This window comes from Pseudomonas sp. IT-P260, assembly GCF_949768395.1.
Classification (GTDB): domain Bacteria; phylum Pseudomonadota; class Gammaproteobacteria; order Pseudomonadales; family Pseudomonadaceae; genus Aquipseudomonas; species Aquipseudomonas parakoreensis.
The window spans coordinates 329,364-341,665 of record NZ_CATKPO010000042.1 but is presented as its reverse complement, the minus strand read 5'-3'; the positions used below and the strand labels follow the sequence as shown (position 1 = coordinate 341,665).

The 12,302-nt window shown below is 62.5% G+C and carries 13 protein-coding genes; 6 read left to right on the top strand and 7 right to left on the bottom strand.

Annotation, left to right across the window (positions count from 1 at the left end; translation table 11 throughout):
- Positions 1-62 precede the first annotated feature (62 nt).
- From ACM6HV_RS24485 to arsC, 3 genes are read right to left on the bottom strand one after another with little or no spacing between them, the layout of a single operon-like run.
- Entirely contained in the window at positions 63-488 is a 426-nt protein-coding gene (locus tag ACM6HV_RS24485) for a DUF2069 domain-containing protein (RefSeq protein ID WP_414905492.1), read from the bottom strand.
- Positions 489-490: 2 nt separating this feature from the next.
- The gene (gene wrbA, locus ACM6HV_RS24480) at positions 491-1,087 is read right to left on the bottom strand and encodes an NAD(P)H:quinone oxidoreductase (protein ID WP_145594358.1); all 597 of its coding nucleotides are present in this window, start codon (positions 1,085-1,087) and stop codon (positions 491-493) included.
- Complete coding sequence (gene arsC / locus ACM6HV_RS24475) at positions 1,084-1,437, bottom strand: arsenate reductase (glutaredoxin) (protein ID WP_047295787.1); 354 nt, start codon at positions 1,435-1,437, stop codon at positions 1,084-1,086. Before arsC ends, wrbA begins: the two co-directional genes overlap by 4 nt.
- 114 nt (positions 1,438-1,551) lie before the next feature.
- Here arsC and ACM6HV_RS24470 point away from each other — a divergent pair, with 114 nt between their 5' ends.
- A complete protein-coding gene (locus tag ACM6HV_RS24470; protein ID WP_041067536.1) occupies positions 1,552-2,019 on the top strand; it encodes a TlpA disulfide reductase family protein in 468 nt (155 codons plus the stop codon).
- 172 nt (positions 2,020-2,191) lie between these two features.
- Here the strand turns inward: ACM6HV_RS24470 and ACM6HV_RS24465 are convergent, their stop codons facing one another.
- On the bottom strand, positions 2,192-2,596 hold the full coding sequence (locus tag ACM6HV_RS24465) for an META domain-containing protein (RefSeq protein WP_414905491.1): 405 nt from the start codon (positions 2,594-2,596) through the stop codon (positions 2,192-2,194).
- Positions 2,596-3,030 (bottom strand): hypothetical protein, encoded by a 435-nt coding sequence (locus ACM6HV_RS24460; RefSeq protein WP_041067531.1) that lies wholly within the window; start codon positions 3,028-3,030, stop codon positions 2,596-2,598. Before ACM6HV_RS24460 ends, ACM6HV_RS24465 begins: the two co-directional genes overlap by 1 nt.
- Before the next feature lie 133 nt (positions 3,031-3,163).
- Between ACM6HV_RS24460 and ACM6HV_RS24455 the strand changes: the two genes are divergently transcribed.
- Entirely contained in the window at positions 3,164-3,601 is a 438-nt protein-coding gene (locus ACM6HV_RS24455; protein ID WP_041067528.1) for a hypothetical protein, read from the top strand.
- An 11-nt stretch (positions 3,602-3,612) separates the two neighbouring features.
- Here the strand turns inward: ACM6HV_RS24455 and ACM6HV_RS24450 are convergent, their stop codons facing one another.
- Both ACM6HV_RS24450 and ACM6HV_RS24445 read right to left on the bottom strand, forming a co-directional pair.
- Complete coding sequence (locus ACM6HV_RS24450) at positions 3,613-4,602, bottom strand: 2-hydroxyacid dehydrogenase (protein ID WP_414905490.1); 990 nt, start codon at positions 4,600-4,602, stop codon at positions 3,613-3,615.
- Positions 4,603-4,685: 83 nt separating this feature from the next.
- On the bottom strand, positions 4,686-7,439 hold the full coding sequence (locus ACM6HV_RS24445; protein WP_108184422.1) for a response regulator: 2,754 nt from the start codon (positions 7,437-7,439) through the stop codon (positions 4,686-4,688).
- Positions 7,440-7,656: 217 nt separating this feature from the next.
- Between ACM6HV_RS24445 and ACM6HV_RS24440 the strand changes: the two genes are divergently transcribed.
- The 4 genes from ACM6HV_RS24440 to rlmD all read left to right on the top strand — a co-directional run bounded on the left by ACM6HV_RS24440 (position 7,657) and on the right by rlmD (position 12,281).
- On the top strand, positions 7,657-8,379 hold the full coding sequence (locus ACM6HV_RS24440) for a response regulator transcription factor (RefSeq protein ID WP_414905489.1): 723 nt from the start codon (positions 7,657-7,659) through the stop codon (positions 8,377-8,379).
- Positions 8,366-9,790, top strand: coding sequence for a histidine kinase sensor domain-containing protein (locus tag ACM6HV_RS24435; RefSeq protein WP_414905488.1), 1,425 nt, complete (start codon positions 8,366-8,368; stop codon positions 9,788-9,790). The genes ACM6HV_RS24440 and ACM6HV_RS24435 overlap by 14 nt, the downstream gene beginning before the upstream one ends.
- 212 nt (positions 9,791-10,002) lie before the next feature.
- Positions 10,003-10,905 (top strand): cysteine synthase CysM, encoded by a 903-nt coding sequence (gene cysM / locus ACM6HV_RS24430; protein WP_414905496.1) that lies wholly within the window; start codon positions 10,003-10,005, stop codon positions 10,903-10,905.
- Entirely contained in the window at positions 10,905-12,281 is a 1,377-nt protein-coding gene (gene rlmD, locus ACM6HV_RS24425) for a 23S rRNA (uracil(1939)-C(5))-methyltransferase RlmD (RefSeq protein ID WP_145594350.1), read from the top strand. Before cysM ends, rlmD begins: the two co-directional genes overlap by 1 nt.
- The last annotated feature ends 21 nt before the right edge of the window (positions 12,282-12,302 follow it).

Here is a 12,302-nt window from a genome sequence, read left to right as displayed (position 1 = left end):
GCTCGCTCCCACAGAGGGAATACATTTCAAATGTGGGAGCGAGCCTGCTCGTGAAGGCGAGATCAGGCGACGCTGATCTCGCCTTCACCCGCCAGCTTGCGATTCAACTGATACCGCCACCGTACATACAGCAGCGCCGAGCAGAACAGTGCCAGGCTCGCGGCCATCTCCAGCACGCCAAACAGCTGCCGGTTCGGGTCATACGCTGCCAATGCGCCCTTGATGAAATACAGATTCACCACAAAGCACATCCACGAGTGCGCACGTGCGTTGCCCATCAGCATCCCCGGCGCAAGGATCAGCCACGGGATCAGTTCGACCAGCAAAATCACCCACGGTCGGGCGCCATGCAGGTCGGCGAACACCATGTAGTAAACGGCGAGCAGCCCGGCGAGGCCGAAGAAGCACAGCAGGCTGACGACCCGCATCGCCTTGACGCGGGGTTCGAGCCACTCGACAGAGGGCAGGACTTTCGGCTTCTTCGCCACCCTCAGCCCTCCAGTTTCTGCGCGGTCTTGGCCAGACGCAGGCCAAGGGCACGACACAGCGCCATCTCGTGCGGATCCAGACCTTTTTTGCCATCGGCCCCGGCGTGATGACTGGCGCCATACGGCGTGCCGCCGCCCTGGGTTTCCAGCAGCGCCGACTCGCTGTACGGCAGGCCGGTGATCAGCATGCCGTGGTGCAACAGCGGCAGCATCATCGACAACAAGGTGGTTTCCTGGCCGCCGTGCAGGCTGGCGGTGGAGGTGAACACGCCAGCCGGTTTGCCGACCAGTGCACCGGTCAGCCACAGGTTGCTGGTGCCATCGAGGAAGTACTTCAGCGGTGCGGCCATGTTGCCAAAGCGCGTCGGGCTGCCGAGGGCCAGACCCGCGCAATTCTTCAGGTCATCGAGCGTGGCATACAACGCGCCTTCATCCGGGATGTCCGGCGACACGGCTTCGCACTCGGTGGAAATGGCCGGCACCGTACGCAAGCGCGCTTCGAGACCCGCCTGTTCGACACCGCGCGCAATGTGCCGCGCCATCTCATTGGTCGCGCCGTTGCGGCTGTAATACAGCACCAGAATATAGGGCGCGCTCACGGCAACAACTCCAGCACATTTTCCGGCGGACGACCGATCACGGCTTTGTTGCCGACTTCAAGAATTGGCCGTTCCATCAGTTTTGGATGTTGGGCGATGGCGTCGATCAATTGCGCTTCGCTGAGGCTTTCGTCAGCCAGCTGAAGCATTTTGTATTCATCTTCTCCGGTGCGCAGCAACTGACGCGCGCTGATCCCGAGCTTGCCGAGCAGTGCCTTGATTTGTACCGCATTCAGTGGGGTTTCGAGGTAACGCACCACGTTCGGGGTCAGGCCACGGGCCTCAAGAAGTTCCAGCGCGCCGCGGGATTTCGAGCAGCGCGGATTGTGATAAAGCGTCAGATCGGTCATGGCAGGTCGCTTCTGGCGTAAAGTGGCGGCTATTCTAACTGTGCAGCGCGCAATCCAGAACCTTCAGAGGCAACGGGTCGCAGGCGCCTTCAATTTTTGACCAGGGAACATGACATGACACGGCGATTGGCAGCGGCATTGACGATAATCGGGGCGTTGATGCTGGGGGGCTGCGGCAACGACTACGGCATTGACCAGAATGGCCAGAAAGTGGCGTCCGAGCGCCTGGACAAGCAATGGGTGGTGCTCAATTACTGGGCCGAATGGTGTGGCCCGTGCCGCACTGAAATCCCGGAACTCAACCATTTGGCGGACGAACTCAAGAGCAAGAATGTCGGTGTGTTCGGGGTCAACTTCGACAACGTCCAGGGTGAAGACCTGAAGAGCGCCAGCGAGAAACTCGGCATCAAATTCACTGTGCTGGCGCAGGATCCGGCCGACCTGTTCGACCTGCCGCGCAGTGAGGCCCTGCCGGTGACTTACATCATCGACAACAAGGGCAAGGTGCGTGAGCAGTTGATGGGTGAGCAGACGGCGGCGGGGGTGATGGCGAAGCTGGAGGCGTTGCAGGCTACCAAGTGAGCTGAATGGGCTTTTGTGGCGAGGGAGCTTGCTCCCGCTGGGCCGCGAAGCGGCCCCAAATCCTGTTGACTCGTGTCTCCGGCAACGCGCGGTTAACGGTTTTGCGACTGCTACGCAGCCGAGCGGGAGCAAGCTCCCTCGCCACAGTAACCTCAGTGTGCGTCGAAGGGGGTTAACCCTCTTCCAGCCACCAACGCAACGGCTTGCCTTGCGCCGGCCAGAAGCGCATCTGCTCGATCGGGGAGATGTCCCAGCGCTCAACGCCTTGCAGCGCCTGCAGGAAGCGTTGTTCCTGCTCCATCAGCGCCGGGGCGCAGAGTTTGCGGGTCTTGCCGATCGGGCCGAAGCTCAGCTTGTCGCCTTTGAGGGTGTACGGCGCGAACCAGTGGTTGCAGCCGCCGTTGCCGTAAGCACGACCATCGTCGCCGAGGGTCACGGTCAGGTGGCTGTAATCCATCAAGGGCCGCTCGCCGATCCATTCCAGAATGTAGCTGCGGTTCTGTTGCAACTGCACTGGCTCTGCGGCGCAGCCCACCAGACCGGCACCGACCAGCAGCGGCAGGGCAAGGCGTTTCATCACGCAGGCTCCTGGCATTTCGGGCACAAGTGCTTGTCGCCGACGGCTTTCCAGCCCAGCTCGGCGATGCGCGCGGTGGCGGCCGGCTTCTCGGCGCTCTTGCCCAGCTTGGCGTCCACGGCGAACTCGAAGTTCAGCTCTTTGGCGCAGCTGTCGCAGTTGACCTGCCAGGTGTGGATCGCCAGTTCGCCGAACACCGGGCCGGTGGTCATCGCGGTCCATTGTCCTGGCGGATTGATCAGGTGGCGCACAGTGTCGACAGTCAGGCGCATGGACAAGTCCTTGCTGCCTTTGAGCGTGACCAACAGGACATCACCGTTGCGGATCGAGCCACCATTGCCGGTGACCTGATAGCGGCCCGGTACGAGGGCGCGGCATTCGGTGAGGGTGTGTTGCGGGTTCATCAGGGTGTAGCGGAAATCGTGTTCGACCATGGGTCCTCCAAATCTGCGCGACATGCTAGCACGGGCTGGATTGCAGGATGGCGTACGCGTGCGACCTTCGATCCGGTTCAAATCGGTTGGCGCTCATGGCAAACTGCCGCCCTTCAATCTGAGGGAACGGAACATGGCGTTGATCGAATGTTATGAATGCAAGCGCAGCATCAGCTCGGAAGCCAAGGCGTGCATTCATTGTGGTGCTCCGATGGCGCAGCAGCACGAGCACACACCGGCGCAAGCCGCCGCGACGATTTCATTCGGCAGCCTGCCGCGCAACAAATCCGTGCCCGAAGCCTTTGTTCCGCCACCAGCTCCGGAGCCGACGCCGAAAGTGACACCGGCCGCTGTCGGCCGGCGCCGTCGGCAGCCCGAGCCCGCGCCGCAGCCTCAGGCCAACGCTGATGGTTCACGTCCGGTGGAAGGCTGGTTGAAGATCATGGTGTTTCTGTTGCCGATGGTCTTTGTCTGGTTCCTGCTGCGCAACGGCCACTCGATGAAACAGCGCTTTTTCGGGTTTGGCTGGCTGGCGCTGCTGATTCTGGCCTCGTCGCTGTCGCCCAAATAAGCCGCCAATCCTCAGCCTTCGACCTGGTTCTGCGGCGTGCCTGCGGCCCAGGTCGCGATGTTGTGCAGGGTGGTCGCGGCAATCGCATCCAAGGCTTCATGGGTCAGGAACGCCTGATGCGCGGTGACGATCACGTTCGGAAACGTCAGTAACCGCGCCAGCACGTCGTCCTGCAACGGCAGGTCGCTGCGGTCCTCGAAAAACAGCTGCGCTTCTTCCTCATACACATCCAGTCCCAGATAGCCCAATTGGCCGTCCTTCAGTGCATCGATCAACGCCGGTGTGTCCACCAGGCCGCCGCGCCCCGTGTTGATCAGCATTGCCCCCGGTTGCAGATGGGCCAGTGACTCCCGGTTGATCAAGTGTTTGCTTTGCGCATTGAGCGGGCAATGCAGGCTGATGATCCGCGACTGCGCGAGCAGCTCCGGCAGGCTCAGATACCGCGCGCCCAAAGCCACAACCTCCGGATTTGGATACGGATCGTAGGCCAGCAACTGACAACCGAAGCCATGCATTATTTTCGCGAACGTCGCGCCGATCTGCCCGGTGCCAACGATGCCGACCGTTTTGCCCACCAGATCGAAACCGGTCAGGCCGTGCAGGGTGAAATCGCCTTCGCGGGTGCGGTTGTAGGCGCGGTGCAGGCGCCGGTTGAGCGCCAGAATCAGCGCCACCGCATGTTCGGCCACCGCATGTGGCGAATAGGCCGGCACCCGCACCACGGCCAACCCGAGGCGTTTCGCCGCGAGCAGATCGACATGGTTGTAGCCCGCCGAACGCAGGGCGATCAGGCGCGTGCCCCCGGCCGCCAGACGCTCCAGCACTGGCGCACTGAGATCGTCATTGATGAAGGCGCAGACCACCTCGTGGTGCTCGGCCAGGGCGGCGGTGTCGAGACTGAGCCGGGCCTGCTGAAAGTGCAGTTCTATCCCGCCCGGGCAATCGACGGCGAGGAAACTGTCGCGGTCGTAGGTCTGGCTGCTGAAAACGAGCGTGCGCATGTATTCCTCCTGGAACGGGGTGGCGAGTCAATATTGACCACCACCACTTTAACGGCGGTTGCGAACGCCGGTATTGCCATGGGTCAGGCGCTGATTCTGGCCTGGGTCGCGAGGCGATTGATCGCCCGCTCCAATTCCTCCAACGCCGCCGGTGCTTTCGGATCGCCCTGTTTGAGCAGGGTTTCACTGCGCTGGCAGGCCGCGCGCAATTGCGGCACGCCGCAATACCGGGTCGCGCCGTGCAGGCGATGCACACGCTCGATCAGTGCATTCTGATCGCGGGCTTCACTGGCGGCGCGAATCGCTTCGCGGTCGGCTTCCAGCGAGGCAAGCAGCATCGCCAGCATGTCCGCCGCCAGATCGGCCTTGCCGGCGGCCAGGCGCAAGCCTTCTTCGTGGTCAATCACGGGCAGTTCGTTGCTGCCCGTCGCACTCTCGCTGGCGCGCTCCGCGCCTTGATTGCGCAAGGCCAGCCCCGTCCATTTCAGCACCACTTGCGCCAGTTGCCGCTCGCTGATCGGTTTGGTCAGGTAGTCGTCCATGCCGCTTTGCAGCAAGGCGCGTTTTTCGTTGGCCATGGCGTGGGCGGTGAGGGCGACGATCGGCAGCGGTGTGCAATGCCGTTCGCTTTCCCACTGGCGGATGGTTTCGGTGGTCTGGCGTCCGTCCATGCCCGGCATCTGCACATCCATCAGCACCAGATCGAAGGATTCGCTCTGCACCGCCTTGACCGCCGCGTAGCCGCTTTCCACGGCCAGCACCTTGGCGCCCATGTCTTCGAGCAGGGTCTGCACCAGCAACAGGTTGGCTGGGTTGTCGTCGACGCACAGCACTTTCGGAGCACGGCTCGACAGCGGTTCGCCCGGTTCATGGCGCGGCTGGCGCGGGTTGGCCAGATCCGCCAGCGCCCGACGCAATTTGCGCGTGCAGGCCGGTTTGGCCTGGAGCTGACTGTGCGGGTTGGGCACCGAGAGATGGAACAGCGTCTGTTCGGTGGTCGGGCACAACACCAGCACTTTGCAACCGAGGTGTTCGAGATCCCAGATGTGCTGGTTCAGGCGCTCCGGGAGCATGTCGTTGCTGGTGATGCCGAGCACCGCAAGGTCGATGGCCTGATCGGTCTGGTGCGCGCCGGTGACGCCGTTGGTCAGGCTCTCCAGGGTATTGAATGGCGTGACATCGAGGCCACAATCTTCCAGTTGATGCTGCAAGGCCTGGCGCGCCAGTTCGTGATTTTCCAGCACCGCCACGCGGCGTCCGAGTAGCGGTGGGGCCGGCAAATCTTCGGTGTCGTCGCGGGTTTTCGGCAGGCTCAGGCTGATCCAGAACTCCGAACCTTCGCCCGGGGTGCTGTCGACGCCGATTTCGCCGCCCATCTGTTCGATCAGGCGCTTGGAAATCACCAGACCCAGACCGGTGCCGCCGGGCTGGCGCGACAGCGAGTTGTCGGCCTGACTGAACGCCTGAAACAACGCTCGCACATCCTGACTCGACAGGCCGATGCCGGTGTCCTGAATGCTGATGCGCAGTTGCACGCTGTCTTCGTGCTCTTCCTCAAGCATGGCGCGCGCGACGATGGTGCCTTCGCGGGTGAACTTGATCGCGTTGCTGACCAGGTTGGTGAGGATCTGTTTCAGCCGCAGCGGGTCACCGACCAGCGACAGCGGCGTGTCGCGATAGACCAGGCTCACCAGCTCCAACTGCTTGGCGTGCGCCGCCGGCGCCAGAATCGTCAGGGTGTCCTGCAACAGGTCGCGCAGGTTGAACGGGATATGGTCGAGCACCAGCTTGCCGGCCTCGATCTTCGAGAAGTCGAGGATCTCGTTGATGATCCCGAGCAGGCTGTCGGCGGACTTTTCGATGGTGCCCAGATAGTCGAGCTGGCGCGGGGTCAGTTCGCTTTTCTGCAACAGATGCGTGAAACCGAGAATGCCGTTGAGCGGCGTGCGGATCTCGTGGCTCATGTTGGCGAGGAACTCGGATTTGATCCGGCTCGCCTCCAGCGCTTCTTTGCGCGCCAGATCCAGTTCGATGTTCTGGATCTCGATGGTTTCCAGGTTCTGCCGCACGTCTTCGGTGGCCTGATCGACGCTGTGCTGCAGTTCTTCGCGCGCGTTCTGCAGGGTCCCGGCCATGCGGTTGATGCCCGAGGCCAACTCGTCCAGCTCCTGGCTGCCGAGCGGTGGCAGACGGGTTTCCAGATGACCGTCCTTGAGCTGGGCGACCGCGTGTTTGATCTGGCTCAGCGGGCGGTTGATGGTGCGGCCCATGCGCAAGGCGAGCAGGGCCGCACCGGCGAGGCCCGCGGCGATCAGCAGCAGGCTGGCAAACAGACTGCGATAACCGCGCAGCAGCATGCCGTTGTGCGACAGCTCCAGTTCGACCCAGCCGAGCAGGCGCTCGGATTCTTGCGGGATCACGTCGCCGGCGAGGTTGCGATGCTTGCCGAACACCGGCATCAGATAACGTGTGGCGTCATTGCCGCTGCGCCGTTGCAGTTGTGCACTGTCGCCACTGGGGGCTTGATTGAGCATGGTCGGACCGGCGTGCGCCAGCGGTGTGCGATCAGGGGCAAGGAAGGTGACGGCGCGCACGTCAGGCTGTTCCAGCGATTGAGTGGCGATGCGCTCCAGCAGATCGGTGTTGCCGTGGCCCATGGCGGGCGCTACCAGTGGCGCCAGTTGCTCGGCGATCATTTCACCGCGCTGCATCAGTTGGGTCTGCAAATCGGACTGTTGCATCCAGGTGAAATAGCCACCGAGCACCAACGCCATCAGGCTGGTGGGCAACAGGGTCAGCAACAATACCCGACCTTTGATTCCCAGTTTCTTGAGCACACCCATCTCCTGCATCCCGCTGAACTGTTGACTCGCACGTGCGTCCGGCACGCGACATTGGCGCAGTGTAGCGATTTGCAGGCAGGCAATCTTCGGAAAAATCATCTCGCCCTCGGCCGTCAGGGCGAGGCGCGTTTGTCCGGCCGGTCAAGCTTGGGTTGCCCGATGGCGGGCAATCTTGAATAATCGGCCAACTGAGAATTATTTGCAGATACTCATGACTCCTGTTTCCACCGACCTGCCACGCATTCTTGCCATCGAGGACGACCCGGTGCTCGGTGCCTATGTTCACGAACACCTGGGCCGGAGTGGCTTTGCGGTGACCTGGTGCCAGAACGGGCAGGAAGGGCTGAACATCGCTCGCCATCAGCCGTTCGACGTGGTGCTGATGGACATTCTGTTGCCGGGGCTCGATGGCCTGAAGGTGCTGACGCAGTTGCGCCAGAGCCATTCGACGCCAGTGCTGCTGATGTCGGCGCTGGGCGCCGAGGCCGATCGCATCAGCGGCTTTCGTCTGGGCGCCGATGATTACCTGCCCAAGCCGTTCAGCATGGCCGAGCTGCATGTGCGGATCGAGGCGATCCTGCGCCGGGTGGCGCTGGATCGGCGCCCGGCAGCCATTGCACCGGCGGCGATTCATGGCGCGCTGCGCTTCGACGACGAACAATGCGAAGTCTTCTATAACGCACAAGCCGCCGGTCTGACTCGCAGCGAATACCGTCTGCTGGAAACCCTCAATCGCAACGACGAAGAAGTCCTGAGCAAGGCCTTCCTGTATCAGCACGTGCTGCAACGCGGCTATGCGGCCCACGACCGCAGCCTCGACATGCACATCAGCCAGATCCGCCGCAAACTCAAGGCCATCGGCTACACCGAACGAGAAGTGCGCACGGTGTGGGGCAAGGGTTATGTGCTGAGTGCGCCCGATGAAAGTCTCTGACTTGCCGGGGCGGCATTCGCTGTTCTGGAAACTGGCGTGTCTGCTGGTGGCGTTCTGTCTGCTGATGATCTGGCTGAGCTGGTCGTGGGGGCGCTACATGGAGGAGCGCAACCAGTTCCTCTCCGACGAGGCGCGCGGCACCCTCAGCCGTTATGCCGGCGAGGCCGAGCGGGCGTGGCAGCGCGGTGAGCGCGACGGTGTCGATAACTGGTTGCAGAGTATGGAGTTGCGCGAGGCGGCCTGGGTCGGGGTGATCGACCGCAATCTGCAATCGTTGAGCAGCGAGCCGCTGAATGAACAGGAAATCCAGCACCTGACCTTTTTGCGCGGCCTCGACTGGCCGATCCACAAAAAGGGCCGGCCGTGGCTGCGCGTGCCGTTTCCGAAGGACCCGTCCGCCGGCAGTCTGGTGATTGAGTTGCCCGAGCGTTTCCTGCCGGGGAAATACCGGGTGTTCTGGCGGGTGATCACCAACGGCGTGATTCCGGGGCTGTTCACCTTATTGCTGTGCATTGGCCTGTATCGCTTGCTGGTAGTGCCGTTGAATAACTTGCGTGAGCAGGCTAACGCCTGGCGTGCCGACCAATTGCATGTGCGTCTGTCGAGCGGCATCACCCAGCGCCCGGACGAACTCGGCGAGCTGGCGCGGGCCTTCGATTCCATGTCCGAACGCCTGCAATCCACCGTCGCCCTGCAACAGCAGCTGCTGCGCGACCTGTCCCATGAACTGCGTACGCCGCTGAGCCGGCTGCGGGTGGCCAGTGAGAGCGAGCAGGATCTGCGGCAACTGCGCGAGCGCATCGGCCGTGAAGTCGACGGCATGCAACGGCTGGTCGAAGACACCTTGCAACTGGCCTGGCTCGACACCGAACGCGCGCCGCTGCCTGACGAAGCGATCCAGATCCAGGCGCTGTGGGAAATGCTCACCGACAACGCCTGTTATGAAAGCGGCTGGCCGAGCCTGCAATTGCAGTGCGCGGTGCCGGCGTCGTGCTGGGTGCGCGGCAACCTCAATACTTTGGCGCAGGCGCTGGAAAATATTCTGCGCAATGCCATCCGTCATTCGCCCGAGGGCGGCATCGTGCGCCTCGATGGACGGCGCGATGGCGATTACTGGCATTTGTGGCTGGAGGATCAGGGCGGCGGGGTAGCCGAGGGCGATCTGCAACGGATCTTCTCGCCCTTCACCCGCCTCGACGGCTCACGCCCGGGGGATGGCGGGTTTGGGTTGGGGTTGAGCATTGCGAGGAATGCGGTGCAGCGCCAGGGCGGAATGTTGTGGGCGGAGAATGCCGGGGCGGGGTTGCGCCTGAATTTGCGGCTGGTGGCGGATGACGCTGCACTCAGTTCCGACGCCATCGCTGGCAAGCCAGCTCCCACAGTGAACTTCTGTCAGACAAATACCGTGTGAACACCTGAAGCCCTGTGGGAGCTGGCTCGCCAGCGATAAGGCCACTTGCATCACTCTGGAAACTTCAGAACTGCCCGATCATTTGTCTCACCACTGGTGAGACTTTTACTGCTTATTCCCAGAAACCATAAGCACCGCACTTTGCGTGATATGGCCTGCGAACGTTTGCCGGTATGATAGGCGCCCCCGCACGTCTGGATTGCGAATACGCCATGACCCTGCAGTACCCAACCATCGCCGATTGCGTCGGCAACACGCCGCTGGTGCGTTTGCAGCGCCTGCCCGGTGCTACCAGCAACACCCTTTTGCTCAAGCTTGAAGGGAATAACCCGGCGGGTTCGGTCAAGGACCGTCCGGCGTTGTCGATGATCACTCGCGCCGAGTTGCGCGGGCAGATTCACGCTGGCGATACATTGATCGAAGCGACCTCGGGCAACACCGGCATCGCGCTGGCCATGGCTGCCGCGATCAAGGGTTACAAAATGATCCTGATCATGCCGGACAACTCCAGCGCCGAGCGTAAAGCGGCGATGACCGCATACGGTGCCGAGCTGATTCTGGTCAGCCAGGAAGAGGGCATGGAAGGCGCGCGCGATCTCGCCCAGCGGATGGAAGCCGAAGGCCGTGGCAAGGTGCTCGATCAGTTCGCCAACGGCGACAACCCTGAGGCGCACTACACCACCACCGGCCCGGAAATCTGGTGTCAGACCCAGGGCACCATCACCCATTTCGTCAGTTCTATGGGCACCACCGGCACCATCATGGGCGTGTCGCGCTACTTGAAAGAGCAGAGCGACAGTGTGCAGATCATCGGTCTGCAACCGATGGAAGGCTCGGCCATTCCCGGCATCCGGCGCTGGCCGCAGGAATACCTGCCGAAGATCTATCAGGCTGACCGCGTCGACCGCATCGTCGACATGGCGCAAAGCGAAGCCGAGGACGTCACCCGACGTCTGGCTCGCGAAGAAGGCATCTTCTGCGGCGTGTCCTCGGGCGGTGCGGTGGCAGCCATGCTGCGCCTGTCCAAAGAAGTTGAAAACGCGGTGATCGTCGCGATCATCTGCGACCGTGGCGACCGTTACCTGTCGACCGGCATTTTCGACGCGGCCAACTGATGGCCAAGCATGAGAGAGGCCTGCGCTTCCAGCCCACCGGCGGCAGCAAGGCCGCGCAAATCCCGACCGGCAAAAAGCAGCGCTTGAACATCGAGCGCCTGGCCAATGACGGTCGCGGCATCGCGTTTTTCGAAGGCAAAACCTGGTTCGTCCTCGGCGCCCTCGCCGGTGAAGAGGTCGAGGCGCGGGTGCTTGGCGCCCGCGGCAAAGTGGTCGAAGCGCGCACCGAGCGCGTGTTCAAGGCCAGCGAACTGCGTCGCCCGGCTGCCTGTCAGCACGCCGGCCGTTGCGGTGGCTGCAGCGTGCAACACTTGCCCCATGCCGAACAGCTTGCCCTGAAACAGCGCATGCTCGCCGAGCAGCTGTCGAAGGTTGCCGGGGTCGCGCCTGAGGAATGGGCGGCGCCGCTGACCGGAGCGGAATTCGGCTATCGCCGCCGCGCGCGGATCGCCGTGCGTTGGGACATGAAAGCCAAGCAGCTCGAAGTCGGTTTTCGCGCCGCCGGCAGTCAGGACATCGTCGGTATCAACGAATGCCCGGTGCTGGTACAGCCCTTGCAACCGATCATGACCCGTTTGCCGGAGATGCTCCGTCGTTTGAGCAAACCGCAAGCGCTGGGGCACGTCGAGTTGTTCAGTGGTTCTTCGCTGGCGGTATTGCTGCGGCACATGGCGCCGCTGTCCGAAGCCGACCTGACGATCCTCAAGGATTTCTGCCAGTTCCATGACGCGCAACTGTGGCTGCATGGCGACGGCGAGCCGCAACCGGTGGATGCCACGCAGTCGCTGGGTTATCGCCTGGAACAGTGGGATCTGGATCTGGCCTGGCGGCCGGGGGATTTCATCCAGGTCAACGCCGGGGTCAACGAGGCGATGGTGGCGCAGGCACTGGACTGGCTGAAGCCGACCGGTGACGAGCGCGTGCTCGATCTGTTCTGCGGCCTGGGCAACTTCGCCTTGCCATTGGCCAAAAGCGTGCGCGAAGTGGTGGCGGTGGAGGGCGTGCAGACCATGGTCGACCGCGCCGCTGCGAATGCCGCTAGCAACAATTTGCATAACACAAAGTTTTTTCAAGCCGATTTATCCCAGCCTTTGACCGATGTCGAATGGATCGGAAACGGCTTTTCTGCGGTACTCTTGGACCCACCGCGTGACGGTGCTTTCGAGGTGGTGCGCAAGCTCGCGACCCTGGGTGCCGAGCGGTTGGTTTATGTGTCGTGCAACCCTGCAACTCTGGCGCGCGATACGGTCGAATTGATCAAGCAGGGCTACCGGTTAAAACGTGCCGGGATTCTCGATATGTTTCCTCAGACGGCGCATGTCGAGGCCATGGCGTTATTTGAAGCGAGCCAGGATGGCTCGTCTGAATCCGTCTGATCTGTCCGCGCAGCGCTCGCT